At 36.1% G+C, this 22,180-nt stretch carries 18 protein-coding genes, 1 tRNA gene and 1 pseudogene; 16 read left to right on the forward strand and 4 right to left on the reverse strand.

Annotated elements, in window-relative coordinates; all coding sequences use genetic code 11:
* Position 1 precedes the first annotated feature (1 nt).
* From xseB to dapE, 9 genes are all read left to right on the forward strand, one after another.
* The gene (xseB, locus tag CYP28_RS02290) at positions 2-193 is read left to right on the forward strand and encodes an exodeoxyribonuclease VII small subunit (RefSeq protein ID WP_004317712.1); all 192 of its coding nucleotides are present in this window, start codon (positions 2-4) and stop codon (positions 191-193) included.
* A complete protein-coding gene (locus tag CYP28_RS02295; protein WP_103593350.1) occupies positions 186-980 on the forward strand; it encodes a carbon-nitrogen hydrolase family protein in 795 nt (264 codons plus the stop codon). Before xseB ends, CYP28_RS02295 begins: the two co-directional genes overlap by 8 nt.
* A gap of 74 nt (positions 981-1,054) precedes the next feature.
* A complete protein-coding gene (locus tag CYP28_RS02300; RefSeq protein ID WP_103592939.1) occupies positions 1,055-1,408 on the forward strand; it encodes an MmcQ/YjbR family DNA-binding protein in 354 nt (117 codons plus the stop codon).
* Positions 1,409-1,493: 85 nt separating this feature from the next.
* A complete protein-coding gene (gene murC, locus CYP28_RS02305; protein ID WP_103593351.1) occupies positions 1,494-2,801 on the forward strand; it encodes a UDP-N-acetylmuramate--L-alanine ligase in 1,308 nt (435 codons plus the stop codon).
* Entirely contained in the window at positions 2,801-3,118 is a 318-nt protein-coding gene (locus CYP28_RS02310; RefSeq protein ID WP_103592940.1) for a hypothetical protein, read from the forward strand. Before murC ends, CYP28_RS02310 begins: the two co-directional genes overlap by 1 nt.
* A complete protein-coding gene (locus CYP28_RS02315) occupies positions 3,112-3,456 on the forward strand; it encodes a hypothetical protein (protein WP_103592941.1) in 345 nt (114 codons plus the stop codon). The genes CYP28_RS02310 and CYP28_RS02315 overlap by 7 nt, the downstream gene beginning before the upstream one ends.
* A complete protein-coding gene (locus CYP28_RS02320) occupies positions 3,453-5,657 on the forward strand; it encodes an endonuclease MutS2 (protein WP_103592942.1) in 2,205 nt (734 codons plus the stop codon). The genes CYP28_RS02315 and CYP28_RS02320 overlap by 4 nt, the downstream gene beginning before the upstream one ends.
* A 75-nt stretch (positions 5,658-5,732) precedes the next feature.
* The gene (locus CYP28_RS02325) at positions 5,733-7,646 is read left to right on the forward strand and encodes an EAL domain-containing protein (protein ID WP_103592943.1); all 1,914 of its coding nucleotides are present in this window, start codon (positions 5,733-5,735) and stop codon (positions 7,644-7,646) included.
* Between the two features lie 8 nt (positions 7,647-7,654).
* Entirely contained in the window at positions 7,655-8,749 is a 1,095-nt protein-coding gene (dapE, locus tag CYP28_RS02330) for a succinyl-diaminopimelate desuccinylase (protein ID WP_103592944.1), read from the forward strand.
* 55 nt (positions 8,750-8,804) lie between these two features.
* Here dapE and CYP28_RS02335 read toward each other — a convergent pair whose 3' ends face one another.
* The 4 genes and pseudogenes from CYP28_RS02335 to polA all read right to left on the reverse strand — a co-directional run bounded on the left by CYP28_RS02335 (position 8,805) and on the right by polA (position 16,089).
* Positions 8,805-11,339 (reverse strand): DEAD/DEAH box helicase family protein, encoded by a 2,535-nt coding sequence (locus CYP28_RS02335; protein WP_103592945.1) that lies wholly within the window; start codon positions 11,337-11,339, stop codon positions 8,805-8,807.
* Positions 11,336-12,823: pseudogene (locus CYP28_RS10585) on the reverse strand (site-specific DNA-methyltransferase); the annotation flags it as partial. The pseudogene CYP28_RS10585 and the gene CYP28_RS02335, both read right to left, overlap by 4 nt.
* Before the next feature lie 55 nt (positions 12,824-12,878).
* Complete coding sequence (locus tag CYP28_RS02345) at positions 12,879-13,439, reverse strand: site-specific DNA-methyltransferase (protein WP_103592946.1); 561 nt, start codon at positions 13,437-13,439, stop codon at positions 12,879-12,881.
* A gap of 13 nt (positions 13,440-13,452) precedes the next feature.
* Positions 13,453-16,089 carry a DNA polymerase I gene (gene polA, locus CYP28_RS02350; protein ID WP_103592947.1) on the reverse strand — a complete coding sequence of 879 codons (2,637 nt, stop codon included), beginning with the start codon at positions 16,087-16,089 and terminating at the stop codon, positions 13,453-13,455.
* A 119-nt stretch (positions 16,090-16,208) separates the two neighbouring features.
* Here polA and CYP28_RS02355 point away from each other — a divergent pair, with 119 nt between their 5' ends.
* The 7 genes from CYP28_RS02355 (at position 16,209) to CYP28_RS02385 (ending at position 22,130) form a co-directional block, all read left to right on the forward strand.
* On the forward strand, positions 16,209-17,252 hold the full coding sequence (locus tag CYP28_RS02355; protein WP_103592948.1) for a glycosyltransferase family 4 protein: 1,044 nt from the start codon (positions 16,209-16,211) through the stop codon (positions 17,250-17,252).
* Positions 17,249-18,193, forward strand: coding sequence for a lipopolysaccharide heptosyltransferase II (gene waaF, locus CYP28_RS02360; RefSeq protein WP_103592949.1), 945 nt, complete (start codon positions 17,249-17,251; stop codon positions 18,191-18,193). Before CYP28_RS02355 ends, waaF begins: the two co-directional genes overlap by 4 nt.
* A 134-nt stretch (positions 18,194-18,327) precedes the next feature.
* Positions 18,328-18,756: a TonB-system energizer ExbB gene (exbB, locus tag CYP28_RS02365; RefSeq protein ID WP_103592950.1), complete on the forward strand. Its 429-nt coding sequence runs from the start codon at positions 18,328-18,330 to the stop codon at positions 18,754-18,756.
* A complete protein-coding gene (gene exbD, locus CYP28_RS02370) occupies positions 18,743-19,126 on the forward strand; it encodes a TonB system transport protein ExbD (RefSeq protein ID WP_072593836.1) in 384 nt (127 codons plus the stop codon). Before exbB ends, exbD begins: the two co-directional genes overlap by 14 nt.
* 61 nt (positions 19,127-19,187) lie before the next feature.
* Complete coding sequence (locus CYP28_RS02375) at positions 19,188-19,877, forward strand: energy transducer TonB (protein ID WP_258034130.1); 690 nt, start codon at positions 19,188-19,190, stop codon at positions 19,875-19,877.
* A 162-nt stretch (positions 19,878-20,039) separates the two neighbouring features.
* Positions 20,040-20,115 (forward strand) — tRNA-Phe (locus CYP28_RS02380).
* Positions 20,116-20,462: 347 nt separating this feature from the next.
* The gene (locus CYP28_RS02385) at positions 20,463-22,130 is read left to right on the forward strand and encodes an anaerobic C4-dicarboxylate transporter (RefSeq protein WP_054196208.1); all 1,668 of its coding nucleotides are present in this window, start codon (positions 20,463-20,465) and stop codon (positions 22,128-22,130) included.
* Positions 22,131-22,180 lie beyond the last annotated feature (50 nt).

The following is a 22,180-nucleotide window of genomic DNA, read 5'->3' on the forward strand; positions in this document are numbered from 1 at the left end:
AATGGAGCAAAAAGAGCAAAGCTTTGAAGAGAAATTGGCCCTAGCAGATAAAATTTTAAACGATCTAAACAAAGATGATGTGAGCCTAGAAAATAGCATAAAGCTGCACGAGCAGGGTAAAAAGCTCTTAAATGAAGCAAGAGAAATTTTAGAAAATGCAAAACTTAGCATAAAGCAGGTGGATGATGAGTAAAATTTGTGCTCTTCAGCTACCAACTCAGCCTTTAAGTGAGGCAAGGCTTGATTATTATCTAAAAATTTGCGCGGATGAAAACGCAAGGCTTGTTGTTCTTGGTGAATATGTGCTAAATAGCTTTTTTAAAGAGCTCATTAGCATGCCAAAAAGCCTCATAAAAGAGCAAAGCGAGCGCAAGAAAGAGGCTCTTTTTGCAATGGCAAAAAAGTATGATCTAAATATCGTTGCACCCATTGTAAATCTAAAAGGCAAGGAAATTTTTAAAAGTCTAGCCAAATTTACCCCAACACAAGTCAAGCTATATGATCAGCAAATTCTCATGCCTTACGCTCACTGGAACGAGGTGAAATTCTTTAATAACACAAGCGATGAGCTAAATTTGCCTATTTTTACATACGATAAATTTAAAGTTGGCGTCATGTTTGGCTATGAGGCGCACTTTGATGTGTGCTGGGCCTATATGAGCGCTAAAAAGGTCGATATCGTGCTCGTGCCAACGGCTTGTACATTTTTTTCTCAGGCGCGCTGGGAGGAGCTTTTAAAGGTTAGGGCCTTTACAAATAACGTCTACGTGCTGCGCGTAAACCGCGTAGGAAGCCATAAAAGTGACGATACGCAGTGGAGCTTTTACGGCGATTCGATGCTTATTAATCCGTTTGGTGAAGTTAAAAATAGACTCGGCAAGAACGAAGAGATGATGATAGATGAGCTTAGCAAAAAGGAGCTTAGTGAGGCTAGAAGCACTTGGGGTTTTATGCAGATAGAGGCGAAATTTAAAAGATAAAAGAAGACCGTAACTGGACGGGAAAGCGAGCTTAACAAGAATGAGTGCTCTTTAAAGGAATTTTGGAGTGAAATTTGAAACGAAGTGAAGTTGAAAGGTATATAAAAGATAAATTTGACATTTTAGGCGAGCAACTTTTCCTAAAGTATCCAAAATTTAGCGCCTTTCGTCACAAGAATAACAAGAAGTGGTTTGCGCTACTTATGCAGTTAAGCGCTAGCAAACTTGGGCTTGAAAGTGATGAAATGATAGAAGTTTTAAATCTAAAATGCAGCCCTGATCTAGCGATGGTGCTAGTTGATGAGGTGCAAATTTTTAAGGCATATCATATGAATAAAAAGCACTGGATAAGCGTAAATTTAAACTCCAAAATCTCACAAAAAACCGTTTTTGATCTGATAGATGAAAGCTTTACCTTAAGCAAATAAAAGCCATTTTCAGCCTTAAATTTAGTAGTTTTTGTTAAAATCACGAAAAACTTAAGGATAAAATTTGCAAGAGCTAAACAACGAGATCAAAAAAGTCCATTTCATAGGCATCGGCGGCATCGGCATCTCAGCCATCGCTAGATTTTTACACGAAAAAGGCCACAAGATAAGCGGCAGCGACATCAAAGAGAGCAAAACGACGCTAGAGCTAAAAGATGAAGGCATCGAGGTCATCACGCCGCACTGCAAAGAGGCGATAAAGGACCAAGACTTTGTGGTCTATTCAGCTGCGATAAAAGAGGATAATATCGAGCTAGTGGAGGCTAGAAGAAAGGGCATAAAGTGCTTTTCAAGAAAAGAAATTTTGCCTTACGTGCTTGAGGATAAGTGTGTTTTTGCAGTAGCTGGTGCGCACGGCAAGAGCACGACTTCAGCGATGCTAGCAAGCCTAATCGAAGGCTCAGTCATAATCGGCGCCATCTCAAAGCAGTTTGGCTCAAATATGCGCTATGCAAAGAGTGACAACGTCGTATTTGAGGCTGATGAGAGCGATTCGAGCTTTCTAAACTCAAACCCATACCTCGCCATCGTCACAAACGCAGAGCCAGAGCACATGGAACACTACGACTACGATTTAGCTAAATTTTACGCAGCCTACAAGGGCTTTTTGGAGCGCGCAAAAGTTAGAGTGATAAACGCTGAAGACGAGTTTTTAAGCACGCTTAAGCTTGATGCGATCAGGCTTTACCCAAGTACCGATATCACCGAGCTTACGATGGTGGTAAGAGATTATCAGCCATATACCAGCTTTAATCTTAAAAATTTAGGCAAATTTGAAGCCTTTGGCATGGGCGAGCACATCGCCATAGACGCATCTTTGGCAATTCTTGCTGCGATGCATGAGACACCGCTTAAAGACATCAGAGAAAATTTACTAAATTTTAAAGGTATTAAAAAGCGTTTTGATATCCTTAGCGCAAACAAAAATTTCGTCCTAATCGACGACTACGCGCACCATCCAACCGAGATAAAAGCGACGCTAAAATCAGTCTTTGAATACGCCAAAATTTTAGGCATAAACAGCGTCACAGCGATATTTCAGCCACACCGCTACACAAGACTTAGCACAAATTTACCTGGCTTTAAAGAGTGCTTTAAGGGCGTTGATGAGCTTGTCATCTTGCCAGTTTATGCAGCTGGAGAAAGTCCGATCGAAGTTGATATGAAGAGCGAATTTAGCGAATATAACCCGATCTTTACAGACAAGGTCGAGAGGGTTGAAGAGGGGATAGAATTTACAGATGAATTTGGCGTGAAAAACCGCCTAAGTGATGGCATCGTAGTTGGCTTTGGAGCGGGCGATATCAGCGTGCAGCTAAGAGGCGGATATTAATGGATCTAAGTAATTTCAAGCCTCAAGATGAAAATGAAATTTTAAAAGAGATAAAAGAAAAAGAGCTTAGTGAAGAAGAAATTTCAAGCCTTATAAATTTAGGTAAAAAAGATATCTTGATCGCGCTTGCAAGGTCGCAAAAGCTAAGTAGCACTCAGATAAAAGAGATGCTGCCAAATGCCACGTATATGGCTGTTTGCTTGCTAGTTGAAAAACAAGATATCAGTGAGGTTAAGGCTGAAATTTTAGAAAAGATCGAGCCTCATTCTGAGCTTTACAAAGAGCTCATCGCAAAATATAAGGGCGTAAAATGGTAAGAAATTTGATAATAATCGCCGGTGTGATGCTGCTTTTTGGAGCGATCTGGGCGATAAAAGATGAAAAGATAAACAAAAAAACAAAGGCTATTGTTAGTGCCATTTTGCTTGCAGTGCTTGTTTGTGGTTATATTTATGAGAGCAATTTGTCAAGAAATGAGGATGCTATTTCAAAGTTAGTTAGTGATTTTAAACAGGGCAAAACTCTAAAATGTGGCGACTATAATGTGAGCAATAAAAAATTTAACTACGAATTTGGCACGGCATCATTTTTGCCAAAACGAGAATTTAATGAATTTTCAGGCGTGATTGTTCCTATAAAGAGTTGCGAACAATGACTCAAGATATATTTGCAAAGCTCGATCTGGGCGAGTATTTGGATAAATTTCACTCCTTTTTAGCAAGGCAAAAACCGCTATTTTTACAAGGCGATAGCAAAATTCACTTTGAAAACATAAACGAGCTTTCAAAGTATGACTTCAAGGCACCAGACGAGATAAAAAACCTAGATGACGCGCTAATTAGACTTAGCAAGCAAGCGGTGCTTCACATCAGTGAAATTTATGAGTTTGCAAAGATTATTAAGTATTTTTCATATCTAAAAAAGCAAAAATTTGAAGGCAGACTTGGCGAGTGGATCGCAAAGGTAGAAATTCCTGAAGCGATGATCACTTTGGCAAACAGCTTTGATGAAAACGGCGAGTTTAGTGACAGCGTGGATGAGAGATTTCAGGCGATAAAGCAGGCCTTTAGCGAGAAAAAGCGTCAGATAGATGCCGAGCTTAAAAAGCTTATTTACTCAAAGCACATCACACCCTATCTAGTCGATACCCAGACGCACTACATAAACTCACAAGAGGCACTTTTGGTGCGTGGCGGTTTTAATCACGCCCTAAAAGGCACCGTGATCGCTAGAAGCTCAGGCGGCTACTTCTATGTCGCACCTGCAAGCACCGAGCGTCTAAAAAAGGAGCAAAGCGAGCTGCTTGATAGAAAAGAGGAGATCATTTTTGAGCACTGTAAGAAATTTAGCTTGCAGATGAGCAAGAGCCTGCTTTTTTTGAAATTTATAAACAGCGCTTTTGATCAGTTTGATGCGTATCAGGCGCGCGTAAATTTAGCTAGATCGCGTGACTATGAGTTTGTTTTGTCAAACAGCTCACACGTTATCAAGCTTGAGAAATTTGCCCACCCAGCGCTTAAAAACCCAAAAAGCGTGAGTGTAGATTTTAGTAAAAAGGTGCTTTTAATAACCGGCGTAAACGCTGGCGGTAAGTCGATGCTTTTAAAATCTATCATCTCAGCCACACTGCTTGCAAAATATTTACTACCTATGCGTATAGACGCAAACCGCTCAACTATTGGCTCTTTTAAAGAATTTGACGCGATCATAGAAGATCCGCAAAGTGTGAAAAACGACATCTCGACCTTTGCTGGCAGGATGGTGCATTTTGCAAAGCTTTTTACTAAAAAATCGATCATCATCGGCATCGACGAGATCGAGCTTGGCACCGATTTTGAGGAGGCTGCGAGCTTGTATGGCGTCATGATAGAGCGCCTCATCACTCAAGATATCAAAATGATCATCACGACCCACCACAAGCGCCTTGCGATGCTATTAGCTAAAAATCCAGAGGTTGAGCTAGTGGCGGCACTTTACGACGAGGTGGCTCAAAGGCCTAAATTTGAGTTTTTAAAGGGCACGATCGGCAAGTCTTACGCCTTTGAAACAGCGGCAAGATACGGCATATCTCAAAATTTAGTGGCTCAGGCTAAGAAAATTTATGGCGAAGATAAAGAGAATTTAAACGAGATCATCACTAAGACGCTAAATTTACAAACCAAGCTTGATGAGGGGATAAAAGAGGTTACGGCAAAAGAGGAGCGACTGGAGCGCTTGCTTGAAGAGCAAAAAGAGCTAAAAGAGAAAAATGAGATCAAGCTAAATGCGACTATTTCACGTCTGGAAAAAGAGTATTATGAAGCGATAAATGCAGCAAAAGCGGTTATAAATTTCAAGGATATAAAAGACAAACAAAGAGCGCTAAATGTGGCAAATGAGAAAAAAGCTGCTATCGTTAAGCCTAAAAAAACTGAGCGCGAGAGCCTAAAAGTAGGCGATAGAGTGAAGTATGAAAATATCAAAGGTACGGTTTTAAGCATCTCTAAAAATGATGCGATGATCGAATCAAATGGTATAAATTTGCGCGTACCACTTGAGCTTTTAAGAAAAAATGGCAACGAAGTGGTGCTGCCTAAAAAAAGTAGCGTGAGCTTAAATGTTGATAAGCCAAAGTCGGCCTCACTCTCAATTGATCTACACGGCATGAGAGCTGACGAGGCGATAGCAAAGCTTGATAAATTTATCTCGGATAGTCTTGTTATGGGATTTGATGAGGTTAGCGTATTTCACGGTATCGGTACAGGGAAGCTTGCCTTTGCAGTTAAAAATTTCTTAAAAGAGCATCCAAGTGTGAAAGAGTTTTTTGATGCACCAGCAAATCAGGGTGGATATGGAGCTAAAATAGTCAGACTTTAACTTTTTCCCAAAAGTTAAAATTTATTTTAAGGTTGATATAATCAGGGCAAGTACACAAAATAAGGGAAGTAACTTTTGAGTAACAAGGACGAACGGGCAAGTAAGCACTTAAATATCACTAAGACGATTGTTGTTTTGGTGTTTGTTTTGGGAAGTATTTTTTTAGTCGAAAACCTGGCAGTTTTTTATTTTAAATTTAATAATGCTTCTGCTGAAAATGGTTTTAATCTTCGAAAGAAAGTTGATTATTTGACATATCAATATGTTGATTATTTCAAAAATGTCAGCAAATATGATGTCGCAAATTTTCAATCTTACATTAACGATAGCGCTATGGGTGATGTCCTTTTATTAAAGGATGATAATAAAAATGGATACAAGGTCGTAGCGTCTTCAGATAAAAGAATAATAAATCAAGAATTTAACGACAAAAGCTGTGGAAATATCTTTGCTCATAATTTCCAAAAAGATTATTTTTGGGCAAAAATTTTGCCAGAAAATGCTGCTCAAGTTTGTATGTTTGTGCCGGTCGGAGAGTATATATTAGGCTTTAAAGGAAAGGTTGATCAACGTATTACTGGTACGCATGATGAGTACTTTTTTGAGTGGCTTTTAAATAATATGGCCTTAACATTCATCTTAAGCTTCGTTGGCGCAATAGTTGCTTTGTCTACTTGTATATGGTATGCGGTCAAGTACATAAAAGAAAAAAATAACTATAACGCATTAAAAACAGATGCTAAAAAACAGATAGAAGAGCTTGGAGAAAAGCTTTATATCGATCCGATGACTGGACTTTTAAATAAAACAGCATTGGTGCGTGATATTAATAGCTATGAAAATCCTAAAGTAGTGCTTATAGATATTGACGACTTTGGTAAGATGAATGACTTTTACGGTAAATTTGTATGTGATCAGATTTTGGTCAAGATGGCTGATTTGATCAGTGAATTTGCCAAAGATGAGAATATGAAGGCTTACTGCATAGAAGCAGATATGTTTGCTTTGGTAGAAGATAGCGATAGCTTTATCGATAGATATGAAGATATGGTTGAAAATTTGATAGAAATTTTTAAAGGTCGTATGCTAAGTATAGTCGATGAAGATGGTAGGGAGATAGAAGGTATCGAGATACATAGTACAATAGGCTTTGCTCTTGATAGTGACCAAACACTAAGAAAAGCAACAATAGCGTTAAAAACAGCAAAAGAGCAAGATAAAGACTATGTTTGCTATTTCAAAGGGCTAAATCAAAAAGAGGAATACGCAACTCAAATAGAACGCTCTAAACTGATACAATACGCCACTATAAATAACAATATTGTTCCTTATTTTCAGCCGATAGTTAATGACCAAAAGGTACCTGTAAAATACGAATGCTTAATAAGACTTTTAGATAGAGGCGATGTTATATCACCAAATGTCTTTTTAGATATCTCAAAGCGTATTAAGCGTTATGCTGATCTTGAGAAACAACTCATTAAAAAGTGTTTTAAGCAGCTTGTAGAGGATAAGAATTTAGTACTTTCCATAAATTTAAGCAGTAGAGATATGATCGATGGTGATGTTAGCTCGCTTGTTTTAAATTTATTGAACAAGCACAATGTTGCTGATAGAGTAGTATTTGAGATCGTTGAAGATGAAGAGCTTAAAAATTTAGAGAGAGTTTCAAATTTTATCGAGCGTGTAAAAAGCATGGGTGCAAAGATCGCTATTGATGATTTTGGCTCAGGATATTCAAATTTTTCTTACATTATAAAGATCAAGCCTGACTATGTGAAGATCGATGGCTCTATTATAAAAGATATAGACATAAATAAAGATTCACACTCTATCGCAAGTGCGATCGTGGCATTTGCAAAAGACCTTGGTATAAAAACTATTGCTGAATATGTGCATTCAAAAGAGATATTTGAAATTTGTAAAGAGATCGGCGTAGATGAGTTCCAGGGCTTTTACTTTGGTGCACCAGAGCGTGCTGGCTCATAAGGCACTTAGTGGTAATTAGCTTTTTAAAAGAGCTTTTAAGCTTTTGCTCTATCACACCTAATGATGCTGGAAGCTTAGAATTTATCGCTAAATTTTTACCTGATTTTGAGGCGAAATTTATAGAAAAAAATGGCACCAAAAATCTCATACTTTCTAAAATTTATGGAGACGGCGAGCATCTAGCTTTTGCAGGACATGTTGATGTCGTGCCTCCAGGTGAGGGCTGGGATAGTGAGCCATTTACTCCATTAGAAAAAGATGGCTACATCTACGCAAGAGGCGCACAGGATATGAAAAGTGGCGTGGCTGCTTTTGTTTGCGCTGCTAAAGACGCAAAATTTGATGGGAAGCTAAGCCTCATATTAACAAGCGACGAAGAGGGCGATGGCACATATGGTACGCCTTTAGCACTTGAATATTTACGCGAAATAAATGATTTGCCAAAATTTTGCGTAGTGGCTGAGCCAACTTGCGATAAAGAATTTGGCGATAGCATAAAAGTTGGCAGACGTGGCTCAATAAATGGCAAGATCGTGATAAAGGGCATTCAAGGGCACGTGGCATATCCTGAAAAGTGTGTAAATCCGGTAAATTTGATAGCTCCACTTTTAAATAAGATAGCTGATCACGATATGGACGCTGGGAGCGAGTTTTTTAGCCCAAGCAAGATTGTGATAACTGATATCAGAGGTGGTATGCAAGTTTGCAACGTCACGCCAAGTGAGCTTAGTATAATGTTTAATGTGAGAAACTCAAATTTAACCGACGTAAATGACGTTGAGAGCTATCTTAGAGAGGTCTTAAAAGGGCTTGATTACGAGCTTAGTATAAAGCAAAGCTCAAAGAGATTTTTAACGAATAAAGATAGCAAAATCGTAAAAAAATTAATGGCTTCTGTCACAAAGTTCACAGGCGTTACACCGGTTCTAAATACAAAAGGTGGTACGAGTGATGCAAGGCACTTTGCTGAATTTGGTGTAGATGCGATAGAATTTGGCGTCATAAACGACCGCATACATGCCAAAAACGAGCGAGTTAGCGTCCGTGAAGTAAATAAACTTTATGAAGTTTTTAAAGACCTTATAGAGAGTTTTAGTAGATAGCAAATTTGTAGTTGTAAAAATATAAAGTATTTTTACAACTACATTCAAAAAAGATCTATTTTAGTAGCAAATCTTCAAATTCTTTTTTAAACTCATTTTCACTGTTTTTATTATAAAACTTCGAAATGGCTGTTATTAGAAAGCTTTCACTGCTTAAATTTTTAGTTATTCTATCGTTAAAAATTTTCTTTAAAAATTCCTCTTTCCATTTATCATTTGCTATATACCCGTCTCCTTTTGGCTCAATAAATATTTGAAAATTTACCTCATCTCCTGATTTGTCTTTGCAAAATAGTAAAAAATCAGGCTCAAAAGCTCGACCGTTCTCATTATAAATTTTTAACTCTTGCTCATTTCTTACCAAGTAAATTTCATTATATTTTTTCTTAATTTCATCAAAATGGCTCATAAAAAATTCTACAAAAGCTTTTTCTTCGCTTGTTCCATAGTTTGCATTAAATATATACCATTCTTTATCTCCTATGACATTTTCTTGCCCGTTAACTCGTTCATCATCTTTGGTAATATTTAAGCTTTTATCTTTGAAAATTTCTTTAAATTTTGTACTTTTGTATTCACTGGATTTATACTTTGAAATTTTTTCGAGATTATCTTTTATGTGGTTTAAAAGTTTTTTTGCAGCAGCAAAGTATTCATCACTTGAAATATCTCTATCGTCACTATCGCTTTTAAAATTTATACTAAATTTATCTTCTAAAAGTTTTAAAAACTCACTTGTAGATTTTATTTCAACGAAATTTTCTTGTAAATTTTCAAAGTAAAAATATTCATCTGTACTCATGGCTGCTTTTAAAATATGCTTTGGAATTTTCTTTTCTTTAAGTGATTTACTATACGACGCAGGATTAAAATCTTCATCATTAAACACTACTTCTTTGGAGGATAAATTTGATCCGAGTATAAAATCAATTTCACTTGGTATATCCTTAAAGCAAGCATTGTTATATCCGACTAAAATTTTATCGTTATGCCATACTATAGCATTTTCATAAAAGCTAGTTTTTTTAAACCTATCTTTTAACTTAAGCTCTTTACGAACTGTATTTTCATCATAAATCCCGATATCTCTTAATGCCGTCTTTAGCTCACTTATATACCTACTATCATTGCTTGTGTGATAATAAATTTCCTCTAAAATTCTCAGTTCATTATCTAAGTCTTTATCGAATTTTCGTTTAAACTTATCATCTTCACTGCTTATTTTAAAAGGAAAGTATCTAGCCCCTCGTCCGATTAGCTGAGCTTCGCTTATGGTTGTTTTACCAGGCTTACCGTTTCTACCGTCTCTGCTTTCATAAAGCCTAACGATATCAAAAAGGTTTAGCACGTCCCAGCCCTCATTTAACTTATTTACTGCAAATATCGCTCTTATAGGGTTTTGATCATCTTCTAGCGAATTTATGATTAGTTGATTTTCTTTGATTTCTTCTTCTTTATTTACATTTATGCAGTTTTGCTGTTTGAAATTTTGTTTTATTCTTTTAGAAATTTCAATACATGATATATTTTGTTTTTTGAAGAACTCAAAAGCCTTAGTTATTGTTGCATCTTTGATTTCTTCTCTAAAATTATCTATAAAATTTTCATCCAAATTATCTATTAGCTTTCTAAATTTTTCTTCATTTTCAGTTGATTCATTTATAGTTTTTGATTTAAACAAAATTACAGGTTTTAGATTTATCCCATGGACTGCTGCTAAAGTACTTCTATATAAATTAAAAATAACAGCACACATCATCTTATTTTTATCGCTCATATCACTTTTAAAAAGCTCGATTTCCTTTGAGTAGCCATGCTCTCTAAATGCTTTCAGGTCATATTTAAAAAGCACTTTATCTTTATATTTTTCAGCTATTTCTACACTTTCATAGTCTAATGTAGCACTAAATTCAAGCAAGATATTTTTGGAATTTAGCTTTAAAATTTTAGCGACCGTGTTTTCCCAACTTGGTGTTTGAAACTCTTCTAAAATTTCAGCATTATTCTTTGTATCAGCACTTAGGTGATGAGCTTCATCGGCGATCAAGACAATATTTTTATCTGCCAAATCCTCAAATGTAACTGCATTTTCTTTTGGCGATTTTATTAAGTCTTCGTGCAGCTTTTGGATCGTGCAGAATTTGATATTTATCTCATTTTCGTTTTGTATACCCTCAAAATTCTCGCACTCTTTTATAAAAATTTCCTTACTGTTTATAAAAATCCGATCGGTAAAAAGATACTTGCTAGAATTTGCGTTTAAGAAATTCTCCTTTGTCTTTTTGATGATATTGTCGCTATTTACGAAAAATATAAAATTTTTATATCCCTTCTCAAAAAGATAAAGTATAAGCCCCGCCATAACAAGCGTTTTGCCGCTTCCGGTTGCCATATTAAACATCGTATGAAAAGGTAACTGCAGCTTACCGTTAAAATCATATTCATATAAAAGAATAAATCTCTTAAATGCCTCTTTTTGATACTCTCTGATTTCAAATTTTATATTTTCACTGACGTTTTTTGGTAAATTTGCAGCTTCGATCCCACGCTTTCCAAACTCTTCGCTTAGAATTTCATACAGAAATTTCATTTTATCTCTCCATAAAAACTAGCGCTCGCTTCTTTTTCGTCATCTGAGATTTCAAAGTCTGCATCATTAATAGAGCTTAAATTTACGTAAAGTTGATTTTTGTCTAAAAACTCATCTAGTTTCCGCTTTTGCTTCTCTAGACTTAAAGCCTCAAACTTGTTTATATCTTCGTAAAATTCTTTGATATCGGCCTTGTAGCTTAAAAATGCGTTATTATCTATCTCTTTAAAAATTTCTAACATCTCTTTTTTATTTTTTGCTTTAAGGATTTTTTCTTTAAAAAGCTCATTGTGCTTTTTAAGCTCAAAACATACAAATTCACCGCCGCCTTGCCAACCTAAAGCCCTGCTTACACCGCCTTGTTCGCCCTCAATCACATTTTTAAGCCTCTCTTTGGTTATCGTTTCTATATAATCCATCTGCTCGATAGCGATAAATTGCCTATTCATTTTCATTGCAACTGCCGCAGTTGTTCCGCTTCCAGCAAAGAAGTCCAAAACAATGTCGTTTTCTTGGGTTGAAATTTGGATAATTCGTTTTATGAGACCTTCGGGTTTTTTGGCGTTTTTAAATTTGATTTGTCCTTCATTTGAAATTCCCTGCCACAAGTCATCTGTTATGATATTGCTAATTGGCTCTAGCTTTACAATAACCTGCTTATTATTATCTACATGTATTAATTTGTTTAACATTGTGACAGTTTGGCTCTTATAAAGCATATATTGGGATAATTTTCCTTTATCACGTCCTCTGCTAGGCACATACTCAAATAAGAATAAATCATCATTATTTGTAAAATTTTCAATATGTCTTTTAATTTTTTTACCTATTCCTCCGCTCAATGCAGTAAGTCTAAAAATTTCATTTCTTTTTTTGAAAAAATCTTTTTCTGACATTGTTTTTATTGGTAAAGTTTCAATATTAAAACTTCCTTTTGGTATTTTATAATATGAAATTTCATCTTTCTTCGTTACAAATTCCTTCTTGCTAAAGTCGATATTGTTAATAATGCTATTGTATTGCTTCGCTGTTTTTGAGTGAGAATTTATAGTTTCTGTTTGAATTTTTATAGTATTGTATTGCAGCTTTTCTGTAAATTTAGAATACACGATTAGGTATTCAGCACAATCAAAAAACATTTCAGTATCAGTGGTTAATCCGCCAGCACTTTTTACTTTGCAAGTAACGCAAGAAATAAAATTCTCTCTCCCAAAAACTTCATCCATCAGTACCTTTAAATATGCCTGCTCGTTATCATCGCATTGTACAAAAATAACGCCGTCATCTTTTAAAAGTTCTCTTGCTATTTCAAGGCGATTTTTCATAAAGACAAGCCAACTGGAGTGATTAAAACTATCATTATAGTTAAAGCTATCGCTACCAGTGTTATAAGGTGGATCTATATAGATAAGTTTTACGCGTCCAGCAAATTCCTTTTTTAAAGAGTGTAAAGCTAAAAGATTATTGCCTTTTATTAAAAGATTGTCAGTTATTGTATCTTTGGGTAGTCCACGAGATAAATTTATATTTTCATCGCGGTTAAATTTGATTGATTGATTGATTGATTGATTGATTGATTGATTGATTGATTGATTGATTGATTGATTGATTGATTGATTGATTGATTGATTGAACTCGCTTAAAGTTTGTTAAAATTTTTGGATTAAAAAGTTGCGTGATCTCATCACGAGCTAAAATTTCATTAAAAAATATCTCTTTCTCTTTGTCTTCATCGTGGCTTGCTCCACCTTCTAAAATGCAGTCTTTATATGGAAAATTTAAAACCACATGACTATCCTTGGAGATAAATTTATTGCTACTAGTTAGACCTATTTTATTTTTAAAACTAGTAAAACTATCTGACATAAAACTCTTTAACTCTAAAAAATCACAAAATTTTTGTTGCAAAAATATAGTAGTTTCATCTATTTTTTTAAAGAATTCACTTTTTAGTCTCTCATTTCTTAACAAAAGCCCAATTAGCTCATTATCATAATTCCTAGCTTTTTCCATTATGACCCATTTTTTTATCTCACCGTTTTCATCCAAGAGATCATTTTTCTCTTTTAAGGTCGATTTTAACTCATCATAAATTTTCATATTTTTCTCCCTTCTACTTTAGCTCGCCCCAGTTTTTGGCGATATTTAGCGATGTTTTAAGTGGCACATTTAACGTGTAAATTTCCTCCATCGTCTTTTGCGTCGTCTTGCCAAATTCCTGCGCAAATTCGTCTTTTACTTCAAAAATCAGCTCGTCGTGGATCTGAAGCAACATTTTTGCATTTTCATTTAAATTTGCTCTAACTTTTACCATCGCCATCTTGACAAGATCTGCCGCAGAGCCTTGAAAGACCGTATTTACCGCCTCGCGCTCAAACATAGCTATTTGCATAGGTGTGGCACTTTTAAAGTCAAAGTAACGCCTTCTGCCAAGCAGTGTCTGCACAAACCCGTCATTTTTGGCTGAAATTTTTATACTCTCCAAAAACTCTTTGATCGTCTCAAACGCCTTAAAATAGCGCTCTATATACTCTTTTGCCTCGGCTCTTGTGATATTTACTTGATTCGCCAGCTTGCTTGAGCCCATGCCGTAAATGAGGCCAAAATTTATACTCTTTGCCACGGCTCTATTTTGCCCGTCACTGCTACCAAATATGCTAATAGCCGTCCTTGCGTGGATATCCTCGTCATTTTTGAACGCCTCAAGCAGCGCAGGATCTTGGCTAAAGTGAGCTAGCAGCCTAAGCTCGATCTGGCTGTAGTCAAGCCCTACAAAGCTATAGCCCTCGCGCGCCTCAAAGCACTCTCTGACGTCCTTTGCGAGACTGCCACGAGCTGGGATATTTTGTAAATTTGGATTTTTACTTGAAAGCCTGCCAGTACTCGTGCCAGTTTGCAAAAAGCTCGTGTAAATTCGTGAGCCCTCATCCTTTTTCGCAAGTGCTAAAAGTGGCTCGCAGTAGGTGCTTTGTAGTTTATATAGCTCTCTGTAAGCTAAAATTTTTTCTATCACTGGATGAGCGTCCGTAAGCTCAGCTAGTACGCTCTCATCGGTGCTATATCCTGTTTTTGTCTTCTTTTTAGTAGGAAGTTTTAAGTGCTCAAAAAGTATTACGCCAAGCTGTTTTACTGAGTTTATATTGAAATTTTCGCCGCTTAGCTCGTAGATTTCACTTGTTAGTACCTTTAGTTTGGTGTCGTTTTCAAGGATGAGCTTTTGCATTTTGGCTTCATTTATCTTGATGCCGTTTTGCTCCATGTCAAAGAGTGTGAGGATAAAAGGAAACTCGTGCGTATCGGCAAGGGCGAGTAAATTTTTATCAAGTGTGTTTTGAAAAGTTTTATAAAATTTAAGCGTTATCCAAGCATCCTCACTCGCGTATTTTGCGGCATTTTCTAGCGGCACATCGCCAAAAGTTTGCCCCTTTTTGACCACATCTTCAAATTTTATCGTGTCGTAGTCATAGAGCCTTTTTGCCAGCGCGTCCATGCCAACGCTCGAGTTTGGATCGCTAAGCCAAGCAAGTATCATCGTGTCTTTAAAATTTGCTGGAGGATTTAGACCTAGGTTATTTTTAACTATCTCAAAGTCATACTTCAAATTTTGTCCGATCACGCAGCCTTTATAAATTTGACCTATCGCCCAAGTTGCAAATTTTAGGCTGATTTGCTGCGGCACACCAAGGTAGTTGTGAGCTATCGGCACGTAGTAGGCGTCCTCGTCGTTAAAGCAAAAGCTAAAGCCAACGATCTTTGCGCTCCTGCTATCAACGCCCGTGGTCTCAGTGTCAAAGGCGACGATGGTCTCTGGTGTGACGTCTGATAAGAGCTTTTCAATGCTAGCTTTATCAAGGAGTAAATTTGCTCTAAAGCCAAGCTTAAATTCAGCATTTTCCTCTTTTTGCAAGCTCTTAAGAAGCCTATTTAGATCATACTCTTTTAAAATTTCTGAGATATTTATCAAAGGATTTTGCTCTGGAAATTTAGAGTGCTCAAGATCAAATGAACTAACTGCGTCATCAAATAAAGTGGCTAGCTTTTTGCTCAAAAATGCTTCGTCTTTTGCTGCGGCAAGCATATTTTTAGTGCGCTCGTTTCTAAGAAGGGCTAAATTTTCATAAATTCCCTCTAAGCTGCCATACTCAGCCAAAAGCTTTTTAGCTCCCACTGCGCCGATGCCTTTGACACCTGGAATGTTGTCTGAACTATCGCCTGCGATCGCTAGAAAGTCCCTTACTTGTGCCGGATAAACTCCATACTTTTCAAAGCAGCTAGCACTGTCGTGATCGATCTTGCTTTGCGGGCTGTAGATGCTCACTTTGCCGTCTTCTATGAGCTGGTAAAGGTCTTTATCGTGCGTGACTATTCGCACAAATATATCTTTGTCTTTACAAAATTTAACCGCACTTGCGATGATGTCATCGGCCTCGTAGCCCTCTCGGCTAAGGCTGTAAAGCCCCATTTTTTCTATCATATCTATGCAAACTGGAAGCTGTTCTTTTAGCTGAGCTGGCGGCTCGCTCCTGTTTGCTTTGTAATCACCTAAAATTTCGTGACGTAAGGTCTTGCCTTTGCTATCAAGTGCGAAGATGAGGTAGTCGCTTTGGTATTCATCCTTGAGGCTTGCTATAAAATTTGCAAAGCCACTAATCATACCGCTTGGCTTGCCTTCTCTGTTTTTAAGTCCGCTCATGGCGTAGTAGAGCCTAAAAAAGAAACCAAAAGTGTCAATAATCGTAAGTGTTTTCATTTTTATCCTTTGTGTAATTTTATGAAATTTAGGCAAAAAATAGGCTGATTTATAAAAATTTTTGATATTATGGCGGACATTACAAATAAAAAATCACAAAAACAAAAAGCTTTGAGGTCATGAAAAAAATAGTTTTTTTACGTATCAATCCAAACGCAGTCGGTGGTGCCGAACGCTATCTAAGAAGGCTTACTAAAGCCCTAAAAGACGTAGGTATAGATACATCTATACGCTCATATCTAGGAGAGGCTAGGATCTCGTCATGGAAAAAGGCTTTGAGATTTAACGCACAGGTAAAACGCCAGAAACAAAGCGATGAGGTATATTTTAGCTTGGAGCGAGTAAGCTGTGCAGATATTTATAGAGCAGGGGACGGCGTGCATAAAATTTATCGTGCCACAAAGCCATTTTGGTGGGTTAATCCTCTAAATTTTGTCTATCCATATTTAGAAAAACGTTGCTTTAAAAATTCTAAAAAGATAATCGCAAATTCAAACTACATAAGAGAGCAAATCATTTTAGCTTACGGTGTCGATGAGTCAAAAATCGTTACCATTTACAACGGTATAAATTTGCCACAAAAAGTAGAAAAAGGAGAAGCAAAACTTAGCGTATGCGAAGAATTTGGACTCGATTACAATTTGCCAATTGTGCTTTTTGTCGGAAATGGCTTTAAAAGAAAAGGAGCAAAGGACTTTTTGATTCTTGTCTCAAAGCTAAAAACACCAGTAAACGCACTAATAGTAGGCAAAGATAAAAATTTAAATTCATATAAGAAGCTAGCAAAAAAGCTAAAGATAAAGGCATTTTTTACAGGTGAGCAAAAAATGACTGCAAAATTTTATGAAGCAAGTGATATTTTTATATTTCCAACACACTACGAACCATTTTCAAATGTCGTCCTAGAGGCACTTAGCTTTAAAAACATTGTCTTTACGACAGCTCAAAATGGAGCAGCTGAAATTTTAGAAAATCGTTTTATCATGCGTGAACCAAACGATGAAAGTATACTGGAGCTAGTGGAGCAGGTGCTTAATGATAATGACATGATGAGAGAGCTGCAAGAGAAGTCATTTTTACTTTCACAAAAATTTAGTATAGAAGAAAATGCAAGCAAAACTCTTAAAATCATAAACGAAGTGCTAAATTTGGAGCAAAAGTGAGAGTGTTTATAGAGCTTCCAACTTGGCTTGGAGATGCCGTGATGGCGAGTGCAGCGATAGAAAATTTAAGTAAAAATGCTAAACATATTGTATTTTTTGGCTCTTATGTGGCCTGTGAGCTTTATAAATCACATCCAAAGTGCGAAAAAGTAGTCATTGACGATAGTAAAAAGCAAAACTCAAGATATCTAAGCCTTATAAAAACGGCTAGCAAGCTTGGAAAATTTGATATCGCTATTAGTTTTAGAAGCTCATTTGCTAGTAAATTTTTGCTATTTTTTCTAAAAGCAACGCAAAAATTTTGCTTTAAAAAGAGTAGCGAGAGCTTGCATCAGGTGCAAAAATATCTAAATTTCATAAAGCAAAGCCTAAATTTAAAAGAAATTTCAAACGAACTAAAAATTTATTATGAAGTCAAAAAAAGCGAGCAAAAGCTCCTCGTGCTAAATCCAGGTGCTAGCTACGGAAGTGCCAAAAGGTGGTATCCGCACTATTTTGCAGAGGTTGCACTTCATTTTAAAGACGAATTTAATGTGAAGATCACTGGCTCAAAAGCGGAGCTTGAAATTTGCAATGAAATCGAGCAAATACTCTTACAAAATGGTATGAAATGTGAAAATTTAGCTGGAAAAACGAGTATAAAAGAGCTTTGTGAACTAATAGGCTCTATAAAAAATGGCATCTTTTTGACAAATGATAGTGGTCCTATGCATATCGCAGCCGCCTATAAAGTGCCACTTGTGGCTCTTTTTGGACCGACAAAATTTAAAGAGACTAGCCCATGGCGAGATGAAAGTGTAAAGATAGTGCACTTAAATTTAGAGTGTATGCCATGCATGAAGCGAGTGTGTCCCATAAAAACACATGCCTGCATGAAGGAACTTACTCCAAAAATGGTCATCACTGAAATAGAGCTGCTAAGAAAAAAATTAAATTTTTGAAATTCTAAATATAATTAAATATATACATACAAAATTAAAAATTTTAGTTTTATTTGATTGCATTGTTACCAAATATTTGACATTGGTTATCAATATAGCTATAATCACGCAAAAATTTTTACTAAGAAGGTATTATGGAGCTAATTAAACATCACATTGATCATGTAATTATTGCGATTTTAGGCATTATGAGTTTTTTTGTACTTTGGTATACGATTGAGCGTATTATTTTTTATTCACGCGTTGATATAAAAGGCTACAAAAGTATCGAAGCGCTTGAAGAGGAACTAACCAAAAATTTAACCACACTTTACATTATCTACTCAAATGCACCATATGTAGGACTTCTTGGTACAGTTGCTGGAATTATGATCACATTTTATGATATGGGTATGGCAGGCGGAATCGATACTAAAAGTATAATGGTCGGCCTCTCTCTTGCGCTAAAAGCAACTGCTTTTGGACTACTTGTGGCGATACCGACTTTGATGATTTACAATGGTTTTGTCAGAAAAGTAGATGTAATGCTAAATAGATACAAGGCTGAAAATGCGTCTAAATAAAAAAGATGGGTTAAATATTGTCCCATTTATTGATATTATGCTTGTTTTGCTCGCCATCGTGCTTAGTATTTCGACTTTTATTGCTCAAGGCAAGATAGCTATTGATCTTCCAAGTGCAAACAGTGCTGAGCAAAGCAAAGAGGACGATAAAAAGGTAAGCGTAGTAATTGATAAGGATAATAAATTTTTTATAGATGATGTAGAAATTTCTGAGAACGAACTCAAAGATAAGCTAAATGCGGTTGATATAAAGACATTGATCGAACTAAAAAGCGATAAAAATTCGAAATTTGATAGCTTTGTCAAAGTAATTGATATATTAAAAGAGAAGGGCCACGAAAATTTTGCAATCCAAACAATCTCTGAATAAAATTTCAAATTATAGTGGCTTAGCTGTTTCGCTTATAGTGCATGGAGCAGCAGTATATTTTTTGCTTTCACATAATTTTGATGAGATAAAAATAGGTGAGCAAAAACCGATAAAAATAGCTCTTAATTCATTTACTCCAGTGCCACAAGTCTCAGCACCTCAAATAGCGGAGCAAATGCTTATCCCAGAGCCAACTCCACCAGCTCCACCGCCACCACTAGAGCCACCAAAACCTGAACCAAAGCCAGAACCAAAACCTGAACCTAAAAAGGTGGAGAAACCAAAGCGTGAAATAAAAAAGGTAGAGCCTAAAAAAGAGAAAAAAATAGAGCCCAAGCCTGAACCGGTAATTGCTCAGCCAGTGCAACCTATTGTACCGCCAGCTAGTGTAAATACAAATTTGCCAGCCAATAACAAGTCTATCGCTGCAGCCCCAGTTCAAAATGTAACACCTGAGCTAAATTTATCAAATTCACAAGGTGATGAAGATTTTACGAAGGTTATAATCGCAGTTAAGAGACATAAGAGTTACCCAAATAATGCTAGACGTATGAAGCATCAAGGTGTTGTAGAAGTTAGGTTTTTACTTAAGCAAGACGGCAGCATAGATGAACTTAAAGTTAGTAAAAGCTCTGGTTTTGAGTCGCTTGATAATGGTGCTTTAGAAAATATTCAAAGAGCAAGTTCTGAGTTTCCAAAGCCTAAACAAGATCGTTATCTGCGCTTTCCTATTTCGTATACACTAAAATAAATTACAAGCTTATTTAAGCTTGTAATTTATTATCTGCTTTATAGAATTTCTTTTATGTTTCAAGTCAAAATAGAAAAACATAACTTATTTTATTTAAAAAAGTGTGTATTTTAAACTTGCTTTAAATATTAAACATGTATAATCTGACTTTCTTTAACGAGTGGTTGGATAGCTCAGTCGGTAGAGCAGCAGACTGAAAATCTGCGTGTCGGCAGTTCGATTCTGCCTCTAACCACCATTACCTTTCTTTAAACATCAATCCTTTTTTTCTTAGCTCTATTAAATTTCGCATTTACAAGACTTTTATGCTATTTTTCTAGATTATTTATAAAATTTAAATAAATTTTTACTATTAATAAATTTAAAATATAACAATGCTATTTTCATTTTATATATTCTAATACAAATAAAATCTTCAAAATCAAATAAATTTTTTCAATAGATAATCTTAATAAAAATTTATTCTAAATAAGCCTTCTTAATCAAAATGTTATATTTGTATCAAATTATCCTTAAAATATAAGTTTAATCTAAATCCATAAGAGATATAATCTTGATTAAATTTATATTAACTTAGGAGGTTTCATGGATTTTCTCATGAATTTAAGTGAAGGCATGCAGTTTGCTATCCAGCTTCTCATCGTCCTTATCTGTTTATTCTACGGAGCTAAAAAAGGCGGTATCGCACTTGGTATGCTAGGCGGTATCGGTCTTATAGTTCTTGTTTTTGGATTTAATATCGAGCCTGGTAAGCCAGCAATTGATGTTATGCTAACTATCCTTGCTGTTGTTGTGGCAAGTGCTACGCTTCAAGCTAGTGGTGGTCTTGATGTTATGCTTCAAATAGCAGAAACTATACTTAGAAAAAATCCAAAATATGTAAGTATCTTGGCTCCTTTTGTAACATGTACGCTTACTATTTTATGCGGTACTGGACACGTTGTTTATACTGTGCTTCCTATCGTTTATGATATTGCTATCAAAAATGGTATCCGCCCAGAGCGACCAATGGCAGCAAGCTCAATAGCTTCACAAATGGGCATCATAGCAAGTCCAGTTTCAGTTGCTGTTGTAACTCTTACAAGCTTTCTTATTAATGCTAAAACTCACCTAGCTGGCTTTGATGGGTATTTAGATCTTTTAAAGATTACAATTCCATCAACATTTTGTGGCGTTTTGGTGGTAGGAATTTTTAGCTGGTTTAGAGGCAAAGATCTTGATAAAGACGAAGTATTTCAAGCAAAGCTTCAAGATCCTGAGTTTAAAAAATATGTTTATGGCGATAGTGCGACACTTTTAGGCAAAAAGCTTCCTGGCTATCAATGGGCTGCGATGTGGATATTTTTAGGCTCTATCCTTGTAGTTGCGCTTCTTGGATATTTTAAAGATCTTCGTCCAAGCTGGACTACTTACAAAGACGCAACAGTCGTTCAAGTAATAGCTAACCTTCCAACTGAACAAAAAGTCTTAAAAACCTTAAAAATAAAAGATGCTAGCATCCAAACAGAGGCGGCTGAGTTAAAAGTAGCAAACGATAAGCTAAATGCTAATCAAAAAGCTCAATCAGTCAAAATCATCGGCAAAGATGCAAATCAAACTCTTACTCGCACAGCTGATGGTGCAGTAACATATATAAATGAAAAAGGCGCAAAAGAAGAATTCCAAGGTGCTTACATCAATATAAGTAACAAACAAGCATCTTCAAAGAGCCTAAGTATGGTTCATGTTATCCAAATTTTCATGCTTTTAACTGGCGCTATCATCTTAATCTTTACACCAACAGATGCTAGCAAGATCGGTAAAAACGAGATATTTAGATCAGGCATGATCGCTCTTGTTGCAGTATTTGGTATCTCTTGGATGGCTGAGACTATGTTTGCAGTACACACTCCGATGATGAAAGAGGCGCTAGGAAGCATCGTAAAAGAGCACCCTTGGACTTATGCGGTTATGCTTTTGATTATCTCAAAATTTGTAAATTCTCAAGCTGCGGCCTTGGTTGCATTTGTACCATTAGCATTAAATATCGATGTTAATCCTGCTATCATTCTAGCCTTTGCACCAGCTTGCTACGGATACTACATCCTGCCAACATATCCAAGCGACCTTGCGGCTATCCAGTTTGATAGAAGCGGTACGACACATATTGGTAAATTTGTTATCAATCACAGCTTTATCATTCCGGGTCTTATTGGCGTTATATCCTCTTGTATATTTGGCTATATTTTTGCAACTGCTTTTGGATATCTATAATAGATAAATTCTCTTGCTGCTAGTAACTTCTAGCAGCAAGAGTAGAATTT

This window comes from Campylobacter concisus (genome assembly GCF_002914195.1).
Taxonomy (GTDB): domain Bacteria; phylum Campylobacterota; class Campylobacteria; order Campylobacterales; family Campylobacteraceae; genus Campylobacter_A; species Campylobacter_A concisus_M.

Coding starts and splice junctions, on each gene's coding strand:
- xseB (WP_004317712.1), top strand. CDS start 2: ATGGAGCAAAAAGAGCAAAGCTTTGAAGAGAAATTGGCCCTAGCAGAT.
- CYP28_RS02295 (WP_103593350.1), top strand. CDS start 186: ATGAGTAAAATTTGTGCTCTTCAGCTACCAACTCAGCCTTTAAGTGAG.
- CYP28_RS02310 (WP_103592940.1), top strand. CDS start 2,801: ATGGATCTAAGTAATTTCAAGCCTCAAGATGAAAATGAAATTTTAAAA.
- CYP28_RS02315 (WP_103592941.1), top strand. CDS start 3,112: ATGGTAAGAAATTTGATAATAATCGCCGGTGTGATGCTGCTTTTTGGA.
- CYP28_RS02320 (WP_103592942.1), top strand. CDS start 3,453: ATGACTCAAGATATATTTGCAAAGCTCGATCTGGGCGAGTATTTGGAT.
- CYP28_RS02335 (WP_103592945.1), bottom strand. CDS start 11,339: ATGAAATTTCTGTATGAAATTCTAAGCGAAGAGTTTGGAAAGCGTGGG.
- CYP28_RS02345 (WP_103592946.1), bottom strand. CDS start 13,439: ATGAAAATTTATGATGAGTTAAAATCGACCTTAAAAGAGAAAAATGAT.
- polA (WP_103592947.1), bottom strand. CDS start 16,089: ATGAAAACACTTACGATTATTGACACTTTTGGTTTCTTTTTTAGGCTC.
- CYP28_RS02355 (WP_103592948.1), top strand. CDS start 16,209: ATGAAAAAAATAGTTTTTTTACGTATCAATCCAAACGCAGTCGGTGGT.
- exbB (WP_103592950.1), top strand. CDS start 18,328: ATGGAGCTAATTAAACATCACATTGATCATGTAATTATTGCGATTTTA.
- exbD (WP_072593836.1), top strand. CDS start 18,743: ATGCGTCTAAATAAAAAAGATGGGTTAAATATTGTCCCATTTATTGAT.
- CYP28_RS02385 (WP_054196208.1), top strand. CDS start 20,463: ATGGATTTTCTCATGAATTTAAGTGAAGGCATGCAGTTTGCTATCCAG.